The sequence below is a fragment of the Alteromonas sp. ASW11-130 genome (genome assembly GCF_026183735.1).
Taxonomy (GTDB): Bacteria; Pseudomonadota; Gammaproteobacteria; order Enterobacterales; family Alteromonadaceae; genus Alteromonas.
The window spans coordinates 200004-221664 of record NZ_JAPFRE010000015.1; the positions used below are offsets into that span (position 1 = coordinate 200004).

The 21661-nt window shown below is 43.7% G+C and carries 20 protein-coding genes; 14 read left to right on the forward strand and 6 right to left on the reverse strand.

Annotated elements, in window-relative coordinates; genetic code table 11:
• The first annotated feature begins 23 nt into the window (after positions 1–23).
• A complete protein-coding gene (locus tag OPS28_RS03985; RefSeq protein WP_265608158.1) occupies positions 24–2090 on the forward strand; it encodes a catalase in 2067 nt (688 codons plus the stop codon).
• A 70-nt stretch (positions 2091–2160) separates the two neighbouring features.
• Here OPS28_RS03985 and OPS28_RS03990 read toward each other — a convergent pair whose 3' ends face one another.
• The gene (locus OPS28_RS03990) at positions 2161–3408 is read right to left on the reverse strand and encodes an ammonium transporter (protein ID WP_265608159.1); all 1248 of its coding nucleotides are present in this window, start codon (positions 3406–3408) and stop codon (positions 2161–2163) included.
• Between the two features lie 32 nt (positions 3409–3440).
• Positions 3441–3779 (reverse strand): P-II family nitrogen regulator, encoded by a 339-nt coding sequence (locus OPS28_RS03995; RefSeq protein ID WP_265608160.1) that lies wholly within the window; start codon positions 3777–3779, stop codon positions 3441–3443.
• A 250-nt stretch (positions 3780–4029) separates the two neighbouring features.
• Here OPS28_RS03995 and OPS28_RS04000 point away from each other — a divergent pair, with 250 nt between their 5' ends.
• The 4 genes from OPS28_RS04000 to OPS28_RS04015 all read left to right on the forward strand — a co-directional run bounded on the left by OPS28_RS04000 (position 4030) and on the right by OPS28_RS04015 (position 6452).
• A complete protein-coding gene (locus tag OPS28_RS04000) occupies positions 4030–4719 on the forward strand; it encodes a hypothetical protein (RefSeq protein ID WP_265608161.1) in 690 nt (229 codons plus the stop codon).
• Positions 4720–4789: 70 nt separating this feature from the next.
• Positions 4790–5704, forward strand: coding sequence for a DUF808 domain-containing protein (locus OPS28_RS04005; RefSeq protein ID WP_265608162.1), 915 nt, complete (start codon positions 4790–4792; stop codon positions 5702–5704).
• 335 nt (positions 5705–6039) lie between these two features.
• Positions 6040–6321 (forward strand): hypothetical protein, encoded by a 282-nt coding sequence (locus tag OPS28_RS04010; protein ID WP_265608163.1) that lies wholly within the window; start codon positions 6040–6042, stop codon positions 6319–6321.
• Positions 6322–6329: 8 nt separating this feature from the next.
• On the forward strand, positions 6330–6452 hold the full coding sequence (locus tag OPS28_RS04015; RefSeq protein ID WP_265608164.1) for a hypothetical protein: 123 nt from the start codon (positions 6330–6332) through the stop codon (positions 6450–6452).
• A 200-nt stretch (positions 6453–6652) separates the two neighbouring features.
• Here OPS28_RS04015 and mrcB read toward each other — a convergent pair whose 3' ends face one another.
• The gene (gene mrcB, locus OPS28_RS04020; protein ID WP_265608165.1) at positions 6653–8956 is read right to left on the reverse strand and encodes a penicillin-binding protein 1B; all 2304 of its coding nucleotides are present in this window, start codon (positions 8954–8956) and stop codon (positions 6653–6655) included.
• Between the two features lie 224 nt (positions 8957–9180).
• On the opposite strand from mrcB, the gene OPS28_RS04025 reads away from it, so the two are divergent.
• The 5 genes from OPS28_RS04025 to OPS28_RS04045 all read left to right on the forward strand — a co-directional run bounded on the left by OPS28_RS04025 (position 9181) and on the right by OPS28_RS04045 (position 11329).
• Positions 9181–9483 (forward strand): hypothetical protein, encoded by a 303-nt coding sequence (locus tag OPS28_RS04025; protein ID WP_265608166.1) that lies wholly within the window; start codon positions 9181–9183, stop codon positions 9481–9483.
• Complete coding sequence (locus OPS28_RS04030) at positions 9484–9741, forward strand: DUF2975 domain-containing protein (protein ID WP_265608376.1); 258 nt, start codon at positions 9484–9486, stop codon at positions 9739–9741.
• Positions 9741–9950 (forward strand): helix-turn-helix domain-containing protein, encoded by a 210-nt coding sequence (locus OPS28_RS04035; protein WP_265608167.1) that lies wholly within the window; start codon positions 9741–9743, stop codon positions 9948–9950. The genes OPS28_RS04030 and OPS28_RS04035 overlap by 1 nt, the downstream gene beginning before the upstream one ends.
• Positions 9951–9986: 36 nt before the next feature.
• A complete protein-coding gene (locus tag OPS28_RS04040) occupies positions 9987–11060 on the forward strand; it encodes an alpha/beta hydrolase (RefSeq protein WP_265608168.1) in 1074 nt (357 codons plus the stop codon).
• A 122-nt stretch (positions 11061–11182) separates the two neighbouring features.
• Positions 11183–11329 (forward strand): BlaI/MecI/CopY family transcriptional regulator, encoded by a 147-nt coding sequence (locus OPS28_RS04045; protein WP_265608169.1) that lies wholly within the window; start codon positions 11183–11185, stop codon positions 11327–11329.
• A gap of 277 nt (positions 11330–11606) precedes the next feature.
• On the opposite strand, the gene OPS28_RS04050 is transcribed toward OPS28_RS04045, so the two are convergent.
• A complete protein-coding gene (locus tag OPS28_RS04050) occupies positions 11607–13049 on the reverse strand; it encodes an HDOD domain-containing protein (RefSeq protein WP_265608170.1) in 1443 nt (480 codons plus the stop codon).
• Positions 13050–13936: 887 nt separating this feature from the next.
• Here OPS28_RS04050 and OPS28_RS04055 point away from each other — a divergent pair.
• Together OPS28_RS04055 and hrpB are read left to right on the forward strand one after the other, a co-directional pair.
• Positions 13937–15151, forward strand: coding sequence for a lytic murein transglycosylase (locus tag OPS28_RS04055; protein ID WP_265608171.1), 1215 nt, complete (start codon positions 13937–13939; stop codon positions 15149–15151).
• A gap of 25 nt (positions 15152–15176) precedes the next feature.
• Positions 15177–17654: an ATP-dependent helicase HrpB gene (gene hrpB, locus OPS28_RS04060; protein WP_265608172.1), complete on the forward strand. Its 2478-nt coding sequence runs from the start codon at positions 15177–15179 to the stop codon at positions 17652–17654.
• 138 nt (positions 17655–17792) lie between these two features.
• On the opposite strand, the gene OPS28_RS04065 is transcribed toward hrpB, so the two are convergent.
• A complete protein-coding gene (locus tag OPS28_RS04065; protein WP_265608173.1) occupies positions 17793–18305 on the reverse strand; it encodes a DUF305 domain-containing protein in 513 nt (170 codons plus the stop codon).
• Between the two features lie 490 nt (positions 18306–18795).
• Positions 18796–19125 carry a four-helix bundle copper-binding protein gene (locus OPS28_RS04070; protein ID WP_265608174.1) on the reverse strand — a complete coding sequence of 110 codons (330 nt, stop codon included), beginning with the start codon at positions 19123–19125 and terminating at the stop codon, positions 18796–18798.
• A 480-nt stretch (positions 19126–19605) separates the two neighbouring features.
• Here OPS28_RS04070 and thpR point away from each other — a divergent pair, with 480 nt between their 5' ends.
• The gene (gene thpR, locus OPS28_RS04075; RefSeq protein WP_265608175.1) at positions 19606–20256 is read left to right on the forward strand and encodes an RNA 2',3'-cyclic phosphodiesterase; all 651 of its coding nucleotides are present in this window, start codon (positions 19606–19608) and stop codon (positions 20254–20256) included.
• Between the two features lie 498 nt (positions 20257–20754).
• Positions 20755–21609 carry a formyltetrahydrofolate deformylase gene (gene purU / locus OPS28_RS04080; RefSeq protein ID WP_265608176.1) on the forward strand — a complete coding sequence of 285 codons (855 nt, stop codon included), beginning with the start codon at positions 20755–20757 and terminating at the stop codon, positions 21607–21609.
• Positions 21610–21661 lie beyond the last annotated feature (52 nt).

A 21661-nucleotide genomic window follows, 5' to 3' on the forward strand; every position in this document is an offset into this window, starting at 1 on the left:
TACCAACAAAGAAGGAAATTTCTATGGCAGAATCATTTGAATATAAAGGTAATAAAGGCTCTGGAGGAGAACTACACCAAAAGCCTGAAGCTGATGATCAGGTTATGACCACCGCACAGGGTTGCCCGGTCAGTGATGACCAAAACTCATTGAGAGCGGGAGAACGCGGACCGGGCCTTATCGAAGATCATGTTTTACGAGAAAAACTCTTTCACTTTGATCACGAACGTATTCCTGAGCGAGTCGTTCATGCACGAGGGTACGGCGCGCACGGTCATTTTGAAAGTTATGGCAATTTGTCAGATGTCACCAGCGCCGATTTATTTCAGAAAAAAGGTCAGAAAACGCCTGTTTTTGTCCGCTTCTCCACTGTTGCCGGTAACAAAGGTTCCCCAGACGTAGCCCGTGATGTAAGAGGGTTTGCAGTTAAATTTTACACTAACGAAGGAAACTGGGATCTGGTTGGTAATAATATTCCCGTATTTTTCATCCAGGATGCGATTAAGTTTCCGGACCTCATTCATTCAGCTAAGCAAGAACCCGATCGCGGCTTTCCACAAGCACAAACCGCTCACGACAATTTTTGGGACTTTATCAGTTTAACCCCTGAATCAATGCATATGATTATGTGGGCCATGTCAGACAGAGCCATTCCACGCTCTTTTCGTTTCATGGAAGGATTTGGCGTGCACACCTTTAAATTCGTGAACGATAAAGGTGACGAGAAGTTTGTTAAGTTCCATTGGAAACCCAAATTGGGAATGCAATCGGTAGTGTGGAACGAAGCCCTGAAAATTAATGGCGCTGATCCAGATTTTCACCGCAGGGATTTGTGGGACGCAATTGAAGCGGGTGATTACCCTGAATGGGAGCTGGGTGTTCAGATATTCGACCGCGAATTCGCTGACAAATTTGATTTTGACGTACTTGATGCAACAAAGCTTATCCCTGAAGAAGACGTACCTGTCAAATTAGTGGGAAAAATGGTGTTAGACAAAGTTGTGGATAATTTCTTTGCCGAAACCGAACAGGTCGCTTTCTGTACTCAAAATATCGTACCTGGAATTGACTTTACTGAAGATCCGTTGCTTCAAGGTAGAAACTTTTCTTACCTGGATACCCAGTTAAAACGTTTAGGTAGCCCTAACTTTACTCACCTGCCGATTAATGCGCCTAAGTGCCCTTTCCGGCATCTGCAGCAAGATGGTCATATGGCCATGCATAATCCTAAAGGCAGAGTAAACTACGAGCCTAATTCCTGGGACAGAGATGAAAATAACCCCAGGGCGTGTCCTGACAGGGGGTTTGAGAGTACAGCCGAACCCGTATCTGGAAGCAAATTAAGATATCGGTCCGAAACGTTTGCAGACCATTACAGCCAGGCGGCGCAATTTTATAGAAGTCAAACAGATGTCGAACAAATGCATATCCAAAATGCGTTTACATTTGAGCTTTCTAAGGTGGAAACATTAGCCATTCGCGAGAGAGTGGTGTCTCACCTACTCAACGTGGATGAAACATTAGCGAAAACTGTAGCCGATAATCTCGGTTTACAGGAAATGCCAGAAGCTGCCGAAGCTGCGATGGAGACCAATACACAACTTAAAGTATCCGATGCGCTTAGCATTCTCAAAAATGCGCCTAATACCTTTAAAGGACGAAAACTGGGTATTCTCGCTACAGATGGTATGGAAGAAGATACATTTGAAGCAGTAAAAGATGCGTTGGAAAAGGAAGGAGCCATGTATGAAGTGGTAGCCCCTACTGTAAATGGTGTTAAGACTGACAAAGGAAATCACGTTAAAGGGGATCAGTTGGTCGACGGCGGCCCATCTGTTCTTTACGATGCAGTGGCGATTATTGCTTCGCAGGACGGCGCGAAAAGACTCGCCGAGATTCCTGAGGCAAAAGATTTTTTAATGGACGCATTTGCTCATAAAAAGTTTATCGGCTATACGCAATCGACGATGCCCTTATTTGAAGAAACTAATCTTAAAAGTAAGATGGATAAAGGTTGTATCGAGTTAACTTCGACAAAGGGAAATGACTTTATTAAAGAGCTCAGAGCATTAAGATTCTGGAAGCGCTAATAGAGTAAAAAGTCAAAAGTAAAAAGTAAAAAGTAAAAAGCGCTTCTAGTGAAGCGCTTTCTTTGAATAACTAAGCACGTCCACCAGTAAAATCTGGGTAAGCTTCCAACCCGCATTCACTCATATCCACACCATCATATTCCTCTTCTTCACTTACGCGTACACCCAGTGCTACTTTAATCGCCAACCAGGTCACCAAACTAGCAGCAAATACCCACACGAATATGGTTAACGCCCCGATAATTTGACCACTAAAGCTCACATCGCCGTTAGTGACTGGAACTAACAATAACCCCAGTAAACCGACAGTACCGTGTACCGAAATTGCCCCTACTGGATCATCTATTTTAAGTTTATCGAGGAACACGATACTTAACACCACTAACACGCCACCGGCCGCGCCAAACAGGGTAGCCAATAGCGGGGTAGGTGTTGAAGGCTCTGCGGTAATGGCCACCAAGCCCGCCAAAGCGCCGTTTAACGCCATGGTTAAATCCGCTTTACCGAACATGACTCGCGCAACAATAAGTGCAGCGATAGTGCCGCCCGCGGCAGCCGCATTGGTATTCATAAATACCACTGCCACGGAATTGGCACTTTCTACGGTAGCGGTAGCCAGAACTGAACCTCCATTGAAGCCAAACCACCCCATCCACAAAATGAATGTTCCTAAAGTTGCCAGCGGTAAGTTGGCACCAGGTATAGCAACCGCTTTTCCGTCTGCCGTGTATTTACCTTTACGTGGACCCAGAATCATTACACCCGCCAGTGCTGCTGAGGCGCCTGCTAGGTGTACAATGCCTGAACCTGCGAAATCTGAAAAGCCTAACTCACTTAGTTCATACAAACCAAATACTGAAGCACCTCCCCACGTCCAAGAGCCTTCCAGCGGATAAATTAATCCTGTCATCACTACCGCGAAGGTTAAAAATGCCCACAGCTTCATACGTTCGGCCACTGCCCCAGATACAATTGACATCGCCGTCGCAACGAATACGACCTGAAAGAAAAAGTCTGCAGAAGGAGCGTAAGTGGCAGGGTCTTCAGCGACACCTGTTGCGCCGTCGCCCATAATGCCACTTAAGAATAGCCCCCAGTCGCCACCACCATACATAATGCCATAACCACAAATCATATACATGGTGCAGGCAATGGCGAAAAGCGCGATGTTTTTCGTTAAAATTTCTGTGGTGTTTTTTGCTCGCACCAGGCCCGCTTCCAGCATCGCGAAACCTGCCGCCATCCACATCACCAGTGCGCCGCATACTAAAAAGTAAAAAGTATCCAGCGCATATCCAAGTTCAAATGTTGTTTCCATTATTTTTTCTCCAACTGATCCTGTGCCGATACTTAAATTGCGTCACCGTCTGACTCGCCTGTACGAATACGTACCGCGTGCTCAAGATTGTATACAAACACTTTGCCGTCACCGATTTTGCCCGTTTTAGCTGCGCCGACGATAGCTTCAACTAAACGTTCAACCTGTTCAGCTTGAACCGCTATTTCCAATTTCACTTTGGGCAAAAAATCGACTTGATATTCCGCGCCACGGTACAGCTCTGTATGGCCTTTTTGACGCCCGAAACCTTTTACTTCGGTCACGGTCAACCCGTCGATACCGATTTCTGAGATGGCTTCACGAACATCATCAAGCTTAAATGGCTTGATGATCGCTGTGACTAGTTTCATGGTGTGCTCTCCAAAATGTTGATGTTGGTAGTATTTTTTGTTCATAGTCTGGAAGACTTTTCAAAAGCTGTACCAGAAAATAAAACATCGTTTTATCAACAACTTATTCATTTATATCGCATAGTTAGTCACACTGCGCGCACTTGTTTGGTGCAATCCAGCATGAGAGCACCACCATAAGGCACTGACGAAACGGAACTAACTTCGCTTTTTGGCGTCATTACTTTGAAGTAGTTTTCAGGCGTTATGTATGGACACGCACGTGGTTACACCCGATTGGTTTAGTGAAGATAAGCGGAAGCGGAAACCTAAACACAAACGAAAGTCTCTCTGGTTTTGGGCGGCATCGCTATTGCTACACGGGCTTTTGTTCGCTATTGGGATGATTTTTCACTCTAACCCTGTGCCCAAAATTGCCAGCCCGACTGAGGCTATAAAGGCAAGATTGATTTTTCCTTCTCGGGCTGAAAATAACCTGACCTCTGGACCGAATGAAAAAACAGATCCAGCACTAGCAGTCCCGCCATCAGAGCTGCTGACAAACCCACGCACCAAAGAGGTACCTGAATCGCGAATTATCTCCCCCATTGTCGTCACCCCCTCGACTTCAACTACTTCAGAAAAGCCAGATGACATAAAACCTAAAGCCAGACTTAATTTGTCGCCGAGCTCTGCACTGAAAAGCATTCAATCAGCAAAACACCAAGCGCTGCTTGAAAGTGCCAGGCGAGAACGCAGACAAATGCTTGTCTCTCCAAAGCTAGTTGATCCTCGTAAAGGAGACGATGAACCCACCTCCCTTATCCAGACCCACAAAATTAACTGTGATAAAGGAGCAAATAAAGTGATTGGATTCATTAGTGGAATAACCGGAGGGACGCTGGCGTGTTCTGAGCGGCAAAGTGACATCGATAAATTCATTGATAAATACAAAAAGTAAACGCGACTAATTACTTTCATATTACTGCTAAGCTGTTTATGCTTAAAAAAAATTACCAAGGATTCTCCGCGTGGCCGCAGCTAATTTACTTGCTTTAATCGATGATATCGCCGCTTTACTAGACGATGTAGCCGTCATGTCTAAAGTTGCAGCCAAGAAAACTGCGGGGGTACTGGGCGATGATCTGGCGTTAAACGCAAATCAGGTCAGCGGCGTTAAGCCTGACCGGGAATTACCCGTTGTCTGGGCCGTCGCCAAAGGTTCGTTTCTCAATAAGCTTATTCTCGTACCCGCCGCTTTATTGATAAGTGCTTTTGTGCCTTCGCTCATCACTATTTTACTCGTACTTGGCGGGTTGTATTTGTGTTACGAAGGCGCGGAAAAAGTTATTCATAGATTCTTTGTTAAACATGATCCCAATGAAAGAGATAAACGTCTGACAGCGTTGGCCGATAGTGATATTGATATGGTTGCAATGGAAAAAGAAAAGGTCAAAGGGGCGATCCGTACTGACTTTATTTTATCGGCAGAGATTATTGTTATCGCTTTGGGTACAGTTCAGGAAGCCGATTTTATTACCCAGGTTGGTGTGTTAAGTGCGCTTAGTATTGCCATTACTATTGGCGTTTATGGTCTGGTAGCAGGCATTGTCAAGATGGACGATGTAGGTCTTTACATGTTACGTAAGTCAGTTAATGGAAGCTGGAACAGCTTTCAACGTTTTATCGGCCGCACTCTATTAATTTCAGCCCCTTTATTAATGAAGTTTCTCGCTATTGTTGGCACCCTCGCCATGTTCCTGGTTGGTGGAGGCATTCTTAATCATAATATTGGCTTTATTCACCATGTTGCAGAAATTGTCATTCAGTGGATGCCAGCTTTTAGTTTGGTGATATCTCTATTATTTGATGCAATTGTGGGATTCGCGGCGGGATGCGCAGTTATGTTGTTGACCGGATTAGTTAAGAGAGTTTCACGCAATTAAAAAATCTTCCAGTTTTTATTTACTCATAGACGCAGAACTGCACTTTTCACTTTCCACTTTTCACTTTTCACTTTTCACTTTTCACCATTCTACTCAAAGCAACCAAGTGGTCAATTTGACCACTCCCCTTTATTTTCCAGCCACTTATTAGTGCAGAATACACATTACCTGACACCTCATGATTAAAGGAAAAATAATAAATCGTTAACTATCAATCTGTTACGATTTATTTTCCGCTTGGCACAACTATCGCTATAAATATTGCGACTTAATCAATAACTGCCAGGTAGTCAGGTTGGAGAGCAGTTAACTAATCAATGAAAATGGAGAAATCAATGACATCTTTAACTCGTATCTTATCTGCTCTTTTGGTTGTTTCTGCGTCTGGCGTAGCAATGGCTAAACCCCAAAGCAGTGATGTACTCAATCACGTTATTAATGCGGAACTGCAACAAGAGGTGGCGTTGACGAGCCTGGAAATTAACACCGATGTGCGTAACGACGTACTCAATACCAGTCACCAATTTTCACCTAAAGCCCAAGACAATAACATGGTGGCGAAGGTGACAGTTCGTCAGCTTAAAGAAGCTGATTTACGTAAAAATACAGACGCGTAACAGCCAACATGATTAGCGCAATCGCAATGCTCGGTTTAGTGTTAGCGCCTGTAGCGGCTTATTTGGCCAGTGTCATTTTATTTAACGGCGTGCAAGCCATCGTGCGCCGTGTTAATGCTAATCCACATTAGTTTGACCAAAAACATATCATCTTAATGCGAAAGAGTTTAAACATACATCACTATCCCCTAAGACCATTACCTTAGGTTAGTGAGTCAATATTCGGTAGCAACAATAAATAAGTAAGAAGTAACTAGTAAGTAGTAAGTAGTAAAAGCTTTTTTCCACTGAATATTGACTCATTTTCCTGAGGATTTTTTCCCTCACGCACTTAATCACCGAATAATTTGTCCCACCAGCTTTTCTTATTACTTTTTTTGATCGGATTACCCGTACAATCTTGTGCTGGAGGTGGCAGCGCATCCAAGATGGCTGGTACGCTCATACTATTTGGACAGCCTGCCACCGTTACGGCTCCTGTGGCAGCGTCAAAATGAGCAATACCTAACCCCTTCGGAAAACGTCTAGAGAGAGATTTGGGCTGCTGTAATTTTTGATAGTTAATAAATACCGGCAGCGCTCCCCCCGATCCAGTAAGGTTAATTGGCTTATTATCGTCATTGCCCACCCATACAGTGACTACATTATTACGATCAAAGCCGGAAAACCAACTGTCCCGAAAATCATCGGTGGTGCCAGTTTTACCCGCCATATTTATATTTGGGAAATTCTGACCAACACGCTTAGCGGTGCCCTCTTGGGTAACTTTATATAAGGCGTAATTTAATAAATAAGTGGCCCCTTCATCCACACGTTGGGAATAGAATTCAGCCTTTTTCCACAATACACGGTTATTTGCACTGACCACCGAGGTAACGGTATGTAAGGGAATGTAACGACCTGTATTAGACAACGTTTGATACATTTGATTAGTTTCAATAGGGCTGAGTGCCATTGCCCCGAGCGTCATAGAGGGTACCTTGCGAAAAGCAGACTTAACCCCTAACTGAGAAACTGTGTGGGCAATGTTGTTCAACCCCACCTGCATGCCCAGATTCACCGTAGGGACATTTAAGGAATTTGTTAAAGCGTGTATTAACGACACCTGGCCGCGAAACTTTTTGTCTTCATTTTTAGGCGACCACATTTTACCGCCGGTACTTTTTAAAGTAATCGGTTTGTCGTCCAATGGCGACGCGAGGTTGAATGTGGTTGGATCTTCTAAAGCGGTTAAATATACCGCTGGTTTGATTAATGAACCTATTTGTCTGCGTGCATCTAATGCACGGTTGAACCCTTTAAATGCAGTGTCTTTGCCCCCAACAATGGCGCGAATTTCACCACTACTGATATTCGTTACTAACATTGCAGCCTGTAAAGCCGCTTTTCGGTCTTTTTGCAAGCTCTGAAGGGTTTGCTTTACCGCCTTTTCCGCCCGGCGCTGCGCGTAAATGTCCAATGTCGTGAACACTTTAACGCCTGAATCTCGCAGATTCGGATCGGCAAGAATTTCAGTAAGTTCGCGTTTTACTTTATCCATAAACGCTGGATGCTTTCCTTTCGCTAAGCTATCCCCCGTAGCCAACCCGATAGGTGAATTGATATAGCGTTTGTAATCGGTACGGTTGAGTTTATTTGCTTCAAAGAGTATCCGTAGAACCAGATTTCGCCGTTCAATAACGCGTTCGGGATAGCGGCGGGGGTTATAGTACGACGGCCCTTTAACCATCGCGACTAACGTTGCGATTTCACCGGGGTTCAATTCATTTGCAGGGCGGTCAAAATAAAAATAGCTAGCCAGCCCCACTCCATGAACGGCCATTTCACCGTTTTGGGCTAAAAACACCTCGTTTAAATAAGCTTGCAGAATTTCGTTTTTACTATAACGCGCATCTATCAGCAGCGCCATTAGCGCTTCTTTCACCTTTCTTACCAATGAACGTTCACGGGTAAGAAACAAATTTTTGGCTAACTGCTGAGTTAACGTGCTTCCTCCTTGAACTGTACGTCCTGCTTTAATATTAACTATTAACGCACGTAAAATTGACAAGGGTGCTACCCCGTGATGCTCGTAAAAGTCTTTGTCTTCCACCAGCGTAAGCGCTATGGGCAACAATTCTGGCACGGTGTCTAAAGTGACCAGCATACGATCTTCCTGACTGCTACTCACGAGTCGGGTAACTAACCATGGCTCCAAACGTACACTACCCACCTCGCGGCCTGCTGAATGATCGGTAATGGTACTGATGCGGCCCCCCCGCCAGTTTATCCGAAGGTGTCGTAAACCTTCCCTGGTGTCGGCAAAATGAAAGGCGCGGCGTTGAAGGATCAGTGTGTTTTTGGAGTAATGATATTCTCCACTTGAATCAGGCGACGCAACTTTTCTGTAGCCTAACAGTTTAAGTTCTTCAAGCACCTCTTTTGGCGTAATCTCTAAACCTTTCTCAAGCACTAATGGACGTGCATAAATTTGCGCTGGCACTTCCCATTTATTGCCGGAAAAAGTATGTTTGATTTGTGCGTCCAAATAAACCATGTAGGCTGCGAAGACCACCAGCCCGAGAAACATTAACTTAAAGAAAAATCCTCGTAAACGACGAGGCTTTGGTAAATTGTCCTTTCGTTTTTTAGCCACACACCTTTCCTACACACTGCTTAAGGGCAACGATTCTGCTATCTAAGTAAAATAATTTCCAGTCCTGTACTGACAAAAATAATGAAAGGAATGGAAATACTAGAGCGCACTAAGGTTTACACCTAAAATATTCATGTTAATCATTAATTTTATATTGATAATCATTATCTCCCTACGTACTATGTCATTAGTCGTCATCAGCGAGATTAAAGGAATTTGACATCATGGAGCGAATAGAAGTAGTTAGCAAAGTAACGAAATGGATTATCTTATTGGGGCTAATTCTTCACACTGTCATATTTTTCTATTTCGGGTATATCAACCTTAATTCAACCTTATTCGACACAAGTCTGTTTGCAGAGAAGTTGAACCTATTTGCAGTGACCGAAAACTGGTCCTATTATGCAGATCAGCTTAAACAACATAGCATCAATAGCTTTTGGGTGTTGGGCACAGTCGATTTTGCCGCGCAATTTTTCATCGCCTTTTTCTTATTCAAACTGTTTGCGTTATATGAAAACGGCTAAATATTTTCCAATCGAAATTCTCGCTATCTGCTTCGTATAGGCGCGACATTTTTTTGCTATGGGCTGCTATTGGTATTTCTTCCCCTTGCGTTTTCAATAATACACAACCTGTTAGCTGACGCCCCCCCATTGGCAATGGAAATATTTTTTGGCAGTACAGAACTTTCCCTGCTGGTGCTTGGCACGGTTATTATCGTTATTTCATGGATAATGCAAGAAGCGGGTAAACTTAAAAACGAACAGGATCTGGTGATTTGATGGCTATTATTGTGAATCTGGATGTAGTGTTGGCACAACGAAAGCTCAAATTAAAAGATCTGTCTGAACAAGTTGAAATCTCAATGCAAAACCTGTCCATTCTAAAAAGTGGTAAAGCCAAAGCGATTCGGTTTTCAACATTGAACGCTATCTGTAAGGCCCTACAGTGTACCCCTGGCGACCTTATCGAATACCGAGACGATGAATAACATCAATAAAAAACATGGTAAATAAGGAAAGATACTGTGCGCATTAGCTATAAAATTCACTTAACTATTTTTGTTGTTCTTTCGCAATTTTTAATAGGTTGTGTCTCTATTTCGATTGACGAAAAAAGCTTTCTTCGGGATCGGCAACACGCTGTCATTTATGATCTGGCACGATACGGTGAAAGTAGCGAACACCAGATAGGTCAGCGTACCCTATACACGCAAGATGAGCTATCTCACACATTAAATATGCTTAAAAAGAAAGAATGGGTCGTACAAACTAATCATCTCTGGCGTTTATCCGCCGAATATGAAAAACAGCAAGGTGAGTATGTTGACGCTATACGTAGCTTCAATTTAACGGCTTTGCAACAACAGAATGATACTCATAACATTGCTATGTTTACCGTACCAGATAGTGGGATTTATGGGGCGTCTTTTATCTCTGAAAATGCTAACGAAACGCTTGTCATTTTCCCAGGGAATGGCTTCAACCTTGTCCCCGACATGTCAGAAATTCGCCCTCTGTTAGCACCTAAGCGAAATATCTTTGTAATGGAATATCCGGGCATGGGTGAGAGTAAGAGTAAACTGACAGTATCCACACTTCGTGAGTCGGCGCGTCGGTTTATGAGTTATGTTTCGCAGCGTTCTGATGTTTATACCACCCGTATTATACTTTATGGATTCTCGCTGGGTGGGTTTGTCGCGACAGAAGTTGCATCAGCGGACCAAGTTGACGCATTAATACTAGATTCTACAGCGCCTGACATGCAAAAGTGGGTGGATGCGAATGTGCCTGTCTATGCAAAAGCATTTGTCGATATAAATATCGCTCCGCAGTTACGCGAAGTAAGCAATATAGAGCATGTTAGTTCGCTATCCATAACCATACTGTTTGTTGCCGGCAAACAGGACCGTATTACCCCTCCGGAGCTGATGCAAACGCTTTTCGATGCAGCTATGGTTGCTGAATTTAAAAAAATGACGCTGCTGGACAACGTGCGGCATGGAGAAAGCATTGACCATAGTGATTTTAAGCACGCTGTAAACCATTTTTTGCTTAAAGTGGCCCAACATTCGAAATCAAACTTCCCCCAAACTAATTGAGATTTTTACTCGTTTTTGTGATGTTCAATGTAACAAAAATGATTACACACGTAATCCTAATAATTACATGTGCAATCATTTAAGGTGTGTAGATGAATATCAGCAATGCATAACTAGAGGTTATGCAAGCATTCTGGGGCAACTATCCAGTCACGTCTGCTGAATTGGTTGCCAGATTAAACAACAAACAATGGCATGAGAAAACGGTAAAAACCTTTCTAAGCCGTTTGGTAAAAAAAGGGGCGATTACACCAGCATCGATACGCTAGCGCGTCGTTGACGTTTGCCGCTACCCCCACACACCCTATGTTAACCAGTTTACCTTACAGTAGTAAGAAGCAATTAAAGGAATGTATTGTAAACCTAACGACATCCGTTAATCGCCCTCGCATTAGAGCTGTGATAGCGATAGCATTGCTTACGTTAGTTGGGTCGCTACATGCTTTAAAACGGGGTAAAGATTATGGCGTACACGTAGGGCCGTCATATCGCAGCGTTCCGATTTTTTATCACCTATAAACGGTTGAAAGAACTGCGCCAATAATGTTACTTCGTAATTCGCGTAGATAAACATAAAGACATTTGACCTGCAAAGTGTCTAAAGGCATCAAAGTCTTCGCTTTTCAGTAAGCGTTGCGATTCTGCTCTATCCACATATAACAGGCCTATACATTTTCTCCCCACCATGATTGGTGCCACAAAAAAAGCTAAGCCTTGACAGAGATTTTGCATAGCCGGTGTTAGTCGAGAACGCCACTCTTTTGCTGCTGGGTCGGTGACCCAGGTTTGTTGGTGTTCTTTGAATGACTCATCAAAAACGGTCTTATTAATGCCTAAAGGATGCACAAAACCGGTTTCAATGCGGTCTGCGTTCTGACACGAAACGAATCGCGGCAGCAACTTGTTTCTGCTTTGATTGAGCATAAATACAATCACACGGTCCATCCCAACGCCCCGATGTAAACCCTCTATAGTCGTGTTGATTAACAGATTAAGTTCAGCCCCTTCACTGGCAAATTGGGTAAGTTCGCGCAGCAGTTTAAGCTGAACCATTTCATCGGGTTGATGAAAAACCTCTTCCTGTTCTACTTTTTCCGGCTCGGCGTTTGGGTCCAGGTATTCGGTTAATTCTTTTGCACCGTATGACACCGCAAGCTCAACTGATTGTTCGGTACACTTTTTAAGTCGTTCTTTTAACGCTCTGACCGGAAGATCCGCCAGTTCAGACATTCCATCCACGCACTTAGCGATATCCGCGCGTGGTGCTTTATTGACGATTCCTTTGCTGTAATCACTTGCCAGACCAATCGCTCGCATTTCCGGTGTTCTGCGGCCGGGATCTTCAATAGAGCGAATTAATAGCTCGCCCATATTCCAGGTACTTGCCAGCCCTATGCTTATTTGATCAAAAGTCGTGCCGAGCATTTCTTTAACTGTGTCTTGCGGGTTGCCTGACTTCTCTCGAAGCGCTGCATCCAGTTTTTCAGTAATTTCACCACCAATCGACCAGAATGCAATTTCACCGAGTTCGTGAAGCAGTGTTGCTATGTACACCTCTTCTTGGGTTTCTTCAGCTCGATCACCAATCAACATCCTCGCGACCATCGCACTATGAAACGACTTTGCAAGCAACTTTAACAATCGCTCGTAAACGTTTTCGCTAATGTCTTTATTGCGCAGCATACTGTCGATCATCTTAGCTGTGATACAAATATGCTTGATAGTGTCAAAGCCAAGGATGACCGCTGCACGACTGACGGTGGTCACTCTGTTTCTGCCTGCACGATAAGTGACACTATTAGCCACCTTAAGGATTTTTGTGGTTAATCCTTGGTCATGTAAAACAGATTTGCCGAGTGAAGGAAGAGAGGCGGTGTCATCATCTGCTAGCTTTTCGAGATTTCTAACCGTAGCAGCAAAGGCGGGTAGCTCATGCTTGTTGATTTTTTCTACCCAAGCTTCGGTCCCTTTAATATTGTCTGATTTCATACGTGTCTTTTTGAAAGGAGCGTCATTATGCTTAATGTCTGTGACGTGCTTTGCGCATATTAATTTAAGCAAATTCCTTTTTGCGGTTTACATCACTGCGATAAGCTATGAGCCTACTCAGTTCCGCTATTTATTATACTGTAATAAGTAATACAGTATTTTATTATATAAATACAGGGATAACACGGAGATAGTGCTGAAATATCAACGCCCACGGGAGTGCGGTGGGGGACCTGAATAAGTGTGTCACTGTGGATTCACTAGCGGTTCCCACTTCTTATAAGCGTCGATATGATTTTCGGTAGTTCAGGCTATATCTTAGGATATTTGATCCAGCTCCGACCAAATTGCAGACACACTTTCGTTTGTCTGCTGACGTCATCACCCCTTTTTTGGAACCAGTCGCCTAATGACAGCGTTTCGAGACTTGCCTAAGATTAAATCTTCCCAACGTTGGGATCTTCTTCAACCTCTAAGCCTGAATCGCGATTTTACCATTATTGACACTCTTATAAATCCACGCAGAAAACATCTGATTACGTTTTTCACCGTGTAGGAGAGATGAAAATTAGAGATAAGAAGCAAGCAAGGTTCTAAAAATACTCTGTAAAAGCTGCGTAATGACTAATTACCTTTCATAACCCATTGAAATAACCGTATTTGTTGCTTTTTTGATTTCAAAGTAATTTCGAAGTTTATCACGGTTGTAGCTCTAAGTTGGATATTGATATAAATATTAAATGTGAGAGTGAGAGTGAATAATGCTATTTAAGGTATACTCAGGTGTTTTAAATTACTGAATTTTTAATATTTCGTTAATAAATAACTGTCGCCAACTTGTAGCATGATGCGTTAGCATGAAGATCAGCTTCTAACAGGTGGACTTTATGAATCGCATGCTACTGGCAATCAACGTTGTCGCCATGACAACCATTGCTTTTTCTTTCTCCTCTATGGCTACCCCTGCGTTCGATGCGTGTAAGGTCAAACTTCGCGATCAGGCTAAGCAATCGGGTGTTAGTCAGGAAGTAGCAGATAGCGTTTTTGATAAATTGGTTTATCAACCCCGCGTAATAGAGCTGGATCGTAGTCAGCCTGAATTTGTGCAAACTTTTCCCAATTATTTCGGCAAGCGCGTGACCGACTGGCGGGTTGATAAGGGTCGACAGATGTATGCCCAGCACAAAACCCTGCTGGATAAACTTAATCGCAAGTTCGGCATTCCATCACACTATCTCATTGCATTCTGGGGGTTAGAGACAAACTTCGGTACCTATAAAGGAAAAATGCCGGTGCTGGATTCTTTAGCCACTTTGGCGTGTGACCCACGGCGCAGCACCTTTTTTACCAAAGAATTGATAACGGCAATCAAATTGCTCGAACGTGAATCGTTAGATCAGGAAAAGATGGTGGGGTCTTGGGCCGGCGCTATGGGTCATACTCAGTTTATGCCATCGGCCTATGCTCGATATGCGATTGATGGAGACGGCGATGGCCGTGTAGATTTGTGGGAAAGTGAAGAGGATGCATTAACGTCTGCAGCAAACTTTCTTGCAGAACTCGGTTGGCAACCGGGCGTGCGGTGGGGAAGAGAAGTACAACTTCCTGGGGGATTCGATTATGATTTAGCTGGTTATAATAACCGCCGTTCTTTAACCGAATGGCAGGAGATGGGCGTTACCAAGGCCAATGGTAAACCACTAGGTGAGAGTGACCTTACAGCTTACATTGTTGTACCCGCAGGTCATGAAGGCCCTGCGTTTATCGCCTATCCTAACTTCCGCGTCATTATGCGTTGGAACAACTCTGAGTTTTATGCAATCGCCGTGGGGCATTTGGCCGATCGCATCGTTCGTGGCAATAAGCTTGTAACCACTTTGCCTGTTTTACCCACTTATTCAAGAGACGATATTATCGCATTGCAAACAGCGCTTAATAAGGCGGGTATAAATGTAGGCAAGCCCGATGGAATTATCGGTCCAGCAACGCGTAAAGGGATTCGCGCATTCCAACGCAAAAATAAGCTTATTGCTGATGGTTTCCCTAGCTTGGAAGTAATGGAAAAAGCCGGTGTAACGATAAGTGAAAAAGCCGAATCATAAGCAAACATCAGTTGAAGTCGCTTAAGTGAACAAACAGGAAGCCTTTCCGGCCTATGCAATATCAGCCTCATTATGCGAGGCAATACAAACCAATAATGTCATAGTATCCGCGCCTCCTGGCGCGGGTAAATCCACTGTATTACCACTTAGTTTACTGCGGCAAAAACTACCCGGGCGCATTTTATTGATGCAGCCGCGACGCGTAGTAGTTCGTAGTCTGGCGCATTACTTAGCAGCGCAGTTAGGTGAACCAGTAGGCCAGACTATTGGGTACCGAATGCGCGGTGAAAGCAAGGTCAGCCAAGAAACTCAACTTGAAATTATCACTGAAGGAATACTTTCACGCCGCATTCAAAATGATCCGGAACTCGCTGATGTCAGCGTTATTATTTTTGATGAATTCCATGAACGCAGTATTCACAGCGATTTTGGCTTAGCATTAGCACTCGAAGTACAGCAGGGCTTAAGAGATGACATTCGGCTGGTTGTTATGTCTGCCACATTGGATGTGCAAGGTTTACAAACCCTGTTACCGGATGCGGTAAATTTGAATTCTGAAGGGAAAATGTATCCCGTCGAGGAGTACTATTGCGGACACGTTAAGCCTGAACACATTGTTTCAACCATGGTCGCTACAATTGAACAGGCCTGCACAGAAGTAAGCGGGGATATACTCGCTTTTTTACCTGGGGCGGGGGCTATCCGAAAGGTCAGACGACAGCTAGAAAGTAGCAAGCTTAACCCTCACGTGGCCATCCACGAACTCTTTGGAGCGCTTGAAAAGTCCGCCCAACTAGCAGCATTATCGCCGGATCCTACTGGCAAGCAAAAAGTTATTTTGGCGACCAATATCGCCGAAACCAGTTTGACTATTGCTAATATTGAAGCTGTGGTTGATTCCGGGTTAGAAAATGTCGCTACATATCAACTTGATGGTGGTTTTACACAACTAAGCCAACAGATGATATCACAGGCATCTGCCACTCAGCGGAAAGGTCGTGCGGGACGGTTACGCGAAGGTAAATGCTATCGGTTATGGGCAAAAGAACAGCATGACCGACTGGCGAAACACGCCCAACCGCAAATTCTACTCGAAGATATAGCACCATTATTGCTCCAGTCATTAGCCTGGGGCAGCCAGCTTAAAGATATGGCATTACTGGATATGCCAAGTTCTTCACAACTGTCAGCCGCCACGGATGCTTTGCAGCGATTGGGTGCAATCGATAATCAACACATTACACCCTATGGTAGAAAGTTAGCTGCTTTCCCTTGCCATCCCGCTATTGCTCACATGCTACTAAAATCCATAGAGTTCAGTGAACATCATGCTGCTGCCGCGGCATTTATTGCTGCACTTTACGAAGAAAATACGGTTCGCAGTAATTATTTGAGCGTCGCGGAGGTAATTCAGCACGCTGAGCCACAGGGATTGAAGCGAATAAAACAACAGGCTGCTAGGTACTTTCGACTGATAAGTAAGCGTGCGTTACCGCCCTATAATACGTTGACAGAAAATGAATTTGCTATCGCTATCGCCCTTGCGTTCCCCCAGCATCTTGCCGTTAATAGTTCCCACTGCGTATACAAGCTAGCGAATGGGAAAAGAGCGAGTGTGCCATCAGAAATTAATGAGTCAGCTCAGTGGATTGCAGTTCTGCATGCGCAGTCTGTTGGTGGCGAGTTAATCATTCGACAATATCAGGCGATCACACAAAGTCAGGTTCAATCATTGTATCCTGACGGCTTTGCTACGGAAAAGCAGGTGTATTACAACGATGAAAATAAAAAAATGCAGGCGCGCCAGATAAGGCGATTTGGAGAAATCATTCTCGATAGCAGTCCATTGCCTGAGGTACCTAAATCTCAATTCGCCCAAGCCTGGTTAGCTTATCTGGGAACGTTACCCTCACACCAGTGGCCGTTTGATGAGAAAGCATGGCAATGGTGGTATCGCGTGAAAATTGCCAAAACCTTAAATATATCGCAACCCCAAGCGTTCAGTTCACCAACAGCATGGCCGACGTTCTCTAATCCCTTTACTGACCTGTCGCCAGATTTTTGGCTGGACAAACTCGCCACGTGCAAAAGGTGGGAAGCGGTGGAACAACTGCCGTGGAAATCGCTGCTTAACCAGGCGTTGGATTGGCCTCAGCAACATGCACTTGATGTCTATCTACCAGAAACATTGTGCATTCCATCTAAGCGCAATGTTGCCATTAAATACAACGACGCTGGCAGTGCTACCGTTTCGGTGAAGATACAAGAAATGTACGGCGAAACGAACTCTATCCGCTTGGCTGACGGAAAGTTGCCGGTGACATTCTCATTACTTTCTCCTGCGGGGCGACCGTTACAAACCACACAAGACTTAGCCCGATTTTGGAAGGGTAGCTACCGAGAAATTCAAAAAGAAATGAAAGGCCGTTATCCCAAACATTTCTGGTCAGACAATCCAGCTACTGCCACCCCCACTACGCGAACGAAAAAGTTTATGGAGTAAACCTCCCCCTCTCTTTATCTTCAGCTTCAGGCTAATGTGAAAGCGGGTCATCTATAGTAACGGACGGGAAATAGGTCCATCTGTCGCATCTCCCCCTTCCTATTTGTCACTTTCCCGTTTTAACTAGTCAATATTATACTACTTTAAATTACCTTCGAATTTCGGCACGGGTCGCAACTTGGCTTCTTCAGCGGTAGTCACTTTTCCATTGTCTGCAATATCTTGTATGAGCCATTCCATCTCTTTAATTTCTTTGCGTTGGGCCTTAATAATCCCATCAGCTAGTTCACGTACCCTCACATCTTCAATATTAGAGCGTTCGCTGGTTAATATCGCGATAGAATGATGAGGGATCATTGCCTTCATATAGGACGTGCCAGATACCGTAGATTGAGAACGCACGAGATACAAACACCCTGCAAATATCACGAAAGCGCTAATAAAAATGGCCATGTTGAGCTTTTTATTTGTATACATGCCAAGCATAAATGCCAACATAATTATCGCCATAACCGCACCCATATAGAGCGCCATATAGCTTCTTGTTTCGCTAAACCAAACATGAGAAAACGCGTAAGTGTTTAGGTACATCATGATGAACATAGCAATTGTAGAAGTAAGTATCATTGCTACAAATTTTGTGTACTTCATGTGTAATCCCTTTTTTCTTGAGTGACTTTATGAAACAAAATTACGTTTAGGTTTTCAATTTTAGTACCATGGCCGGGAATACGAAAATAACGTTTACGCATCCCCCTAGTTACCGTATGAGCATTGGAGTACCACCACATCTGTGCTAGTTCAGTAACATTCGTGAACACACTTCAGTCTGTAAACCCTTACCGCTTCATCGCAACGGTACTTCGGGTATTGTTCTCACCTATGTGGCCTTTTACAACGTGGCTTAGGACATTAAACTGTGAGTAACCCTCTTCATCTACAAGAGCGTATAATTGCCAAGAGAACAGCGAAGAGGGCTTTTGTTGCGTCAATTACTGCTGTAGGTTGTCCAATATTTATTAAGGATGCTCAAAGTTTAACTTGAAGTTACAACGCTATTGAAAGTGCGATAAAGAAAATTGTTCAACTGGCATCTTTGTCGCACTTCTCAATTTTTAATGTAAATTAGGTTTAATGTGGTCTAGGCCGCCATTTTCCGACACTCTTCAGCGCAAGCTTTGCAAGCTCTGGCGCATTCTTGACAATGGTCGTGTTCGTGTTGGGCACAAGTTTCTCCACAGGATTCACATATATCCGCGCAGAGGCGACAAATTTTTTCTGCATAGTCGCTTCCTCGCGCCATTGCCGCGGCGGCAAGCCTACAGATATCTGCGCAGTCAAGATCGGTACGAATACACTCTGCCATTTTTTCTGGATCAGGTTCTTGCAAACAGGCCGTTGCACAATGATCGCAGGCAGATGCACATTTATAACAGGCTTCAATACAACTTTTGAATTTCTCGTGAGACATAGAATTGTTTCCTCATGATAACTGTTTATACAATGAATTTGTCTATACAACTAACTTCGGAAGTCATAAAAAAGCAACACTTGTACCGATAACTCAACTGCCTGTATAGAAAAGGATTTAACCCATTTAGCCCGTTTTACTCGTCCATAATAATTTATAATTCCTTGTAAAAAATACTTTGTTCTTCTTTATAAGTGCAAAACTTACTTACGCAAATATAAGAAGGAATGATAATGAACCTGCGCAAAGCACAATCGATTCTCTATTATGAAGCAGCGTTTGGGTCATTTATTATGGGCGTAATTAAACTCTTAAAAAGTACAATTTGATGCGTTTAACAACCCACTTTTTGTAGCCGTTCCCGGTACCGTTCTTTAATCACTAAAAACGGTGTAAGGCCATCATTTAGATAAATTAGTAATAACGCAGATAACTTATCCGGAAAACATTGAAAGGGTAGCAATCGCTTAGGTATTCTAAGTGGCAAATGCGTTTCAGGAAAAAACTATGCGATGTTTTATCGGGTTAGAATTAAGTGCTCAGCAAAAGCTTGCCTTACAAAGCTGGCAGCAGAAAGCGCTGCCAGAAATTCGCAGCCGTCAGCAAACACCATCTGTTAACCAACAAAACAAGAAAAGAATACGCAGTGCGCCAGCGATTCCAGTAGCGGTACCTGTTGCAAACTATCATATTACACTAGCATTTTTAGGCGCTATATCTTCAAAACAACTAGAGTCTTTAATTACGCACCTGGATAAGATACATGCACATCCGGTAACGTTACAGCTTACTCAGAGTGGCTATTGGCAAAAACCTAAAATCGTTTTTGTCGCCCCTGACCACGTCCCAGAATCGTTAAGTTCATTACATACACAGGTGAGAAAGGGGGCCAGAGAGGCAGGGATTGAGACAGAAAGTCGAAACTACCAACCCCATGTCACGTTAGTAAGAAAAGCTGCCCCCTCCTTACCACCGCCTCTTTTTGCGCCTGAGATTAATTGTCAATTCGATGCTTTTCATTTATTTGAATCGGTTTCTACGCCCAATGGTGTCAGCTATCCTATTCGCCACAGCTGGAAATTGACCCCTAATATGAGCACCAGAGAGCGGTTGAGAAAAGGTTTTCTCTAAAAAGGCTTACCACAATTTAAGGAACCGTTATTAGTTTCCCTTATACACCGCCTGAATTCGCCGAATGTTACAGACTTCTTCTTAGTAAAAAAATTAATGTGTAGTCTGCCGTACTTATGTCAGTGCGCGAGAGTAACGATCCCGCATCAAATAGCCAATCTTTCGCTACGTTGATGAAAGGTATGAAGACGTGTAACTTAGTTAGCGTTGCTCAGTTTTCGTATATGAGGGCAAACCGACTTGTTTTTGTATAATTTTTACGTCCGCTCAATTCTCTGTGACCACCCGCTTAGCTTCTGTAGCCGCGGCTCCACCGGCCGATTGACTTCTCATTAGGACAAATGCGTTGATCGTCGCCTATCTTCTTATCTTAAATAGTAAACATGAACGCAAGGGTGTAGTGGCAAAGTTGAAATACTATAGTCGATTTTACCGGTTTACTCTTAGTGGCTTATCAAGGTAAATAGTGGGTAAGTTTCGAAGCTTTTAGGGAACGCTATGCAAAAAACTTACAGATTACTTATTGATTGCCCCGATCAGGTAGGTCTGGTCGCAGCGGTATCACAATTTTTAGCACAACATAATGCGGCAATTGTTGAAGCAAACCATCATACAGATGTAGCCACTCAGCGTTTTTTTATGCGCCATGAGATTTGCGCGGATTCGGTCAATCTTGACCATCAAACCTTTAGCCGAGCTTTCGATGAAATGGCAAAACAGTACCAGATGCGATGGAAACTGTCAGATTCTCTGCATAAACCACGTATTGCCTTGCTCGCGAGCAAGGAAAGTCATTGTTTGGTCGATTTACTGCATCGTTGGCATACCGGTGAGTTACACGCTGAGATCGCCTGCGTAATTGCAAACCATCAACAAATGAAAAAGTTTGCAGACTGGTATGAAGTGCCCTTTTATCACCTTGATTTCCAGCATCAAGACAAACGCGTGGCTTTTGACCAAATCGAACGGCTCATAGATGAACTTCAGGTGGACGTAACCATACTTGCGCGTTTTATGCAGATACTTCCAAATCATTTGTGCACAAAGCTCTTCGGAAAAATCATTAACATTCATCATAGCTTTTTACCCTCTTTCGCGGGGGCGCGTCCCTACCAACAAGCCTATGACCGCGGGGTCAAACTCATTGGTGCAACCTGCCACTACGTTACCGCCGACTTAGATGAAGGCCCTATCATTGAACAAAGTGTGAAACGCATTAGTCACAGTGATAATCCTGCTGATATGGTACGAAAAGGAAAAGACTGCGAAGTGACAGCGTTAGCGCACGGTGTTCGCTATCATCTGCAAGATAGGGTAATTATCCACCAGAATAAAACAGTGGTATTTGCCTAGTTTTATACGAAATATTATTTTTGTGAGCTATTCAGCACAACTACGCGATAGA

Excerpts from the sequence above, each read along its gene's own strand:
- OPS28_RS03985 (WP_265608158.1), top strand. The coding sequence starts at position 24 with ATGGCAGAATCATTTGAATATAAAGGTAATAAAGGCTCTGGAGGAGAA.
- OPS28_RS03990 (WP_265608159.1), bottom strand. The coding sequence starts at position 3,408 with ATGGAAACAACATTTGAACTTGGATATGCGCTGGATACTTTTTACTTT.
- OPS28_RS03995 (WP_265608160.1), bottom strand. The coding sequence starts at position 3,779 with ATGAAACTAGTCACAGCGATCATCAAGCCATTTAAGCTTGATGATGTT.
- OPS28_RS04000 (WP_265608161.1), top strand. The coding sequence starts at position 4,030 with ATGGACACGCACGTGGTTACACCCGATTGGTTTAGTGAAGATAAGCGG.
- OPS28_RS04010 (WP_265608163.1), top strand. The coding sequence starts at position 6,040 with ATGACATCTTTAACTCGTATCTTATCTGCTCTTTTGGTTGTTTCTGCG.
- OPS28_RS04015 (WP_265608164.1), top strand. The coding sequence starts at position 6,330 with ATGATTAGCGCAATCGCAATGCTCGGTTTAGTGTTAGCGCCTGTAGCG.
- OPS28_RS04025 (WP_265608166.1), top strand. The coding sequence starts at position 9,181 with ATGGAGCGAATAGAAGTAGTTAGCAAAGTAACGAAATGGATTATCTTA.
- OPS28_RS04035 (WP_265608167.1), top strand. The coding sequence starts at position 9,741 with ATGGCTATTATTGTGAATCTGGATGTAGTGTTGGCACAACGAAAGCTC.
- OPS28_RS04045 (WP_265608169.1), top strand. The coding sequence starts at position 11,183 with ATGCAAGCATTCTGGGGCAACTATCCAGTCACGTCTGCTGAATTGGTT.
- OPS28_RS04050 (WP_265608170.1), bottom strand. The coding sequence starts at position 13,049 with ATGAAATCAGACAATATTAAAGGGACCGAAGCTTGGGTAGAAAAAATC.
- OPS28_RS04055 (WP_265608171.1), top strand. The coding sequence starts at position 13,937 with ATGAATCGCATGCTACTGGCAATCAACGTTGTCGCCATGACAACCATT.
- OPS28_RS04065 (WP_265608173.1), bottom strand. The coding sequence starts at position 18,305 with ATGAAGTACACAAAATTTGTAGCAATGATACTTACTTCTACAATTGCT.
- OPS28_RS04070 (WP_265608174.1), bottom strand. The coding sequence starts at position 19,125 with ATGTCTCACGAGAAATTCAAAAGTTGTATTGAAGCCTGTTATAAATGT.
- purU (WP_265608176.1), top strand. The coding sequence starts at position 20,755 with ATGCAAAAAACTTACAGATTACTTATTGATTGCCCCGATCAGGTAGGT.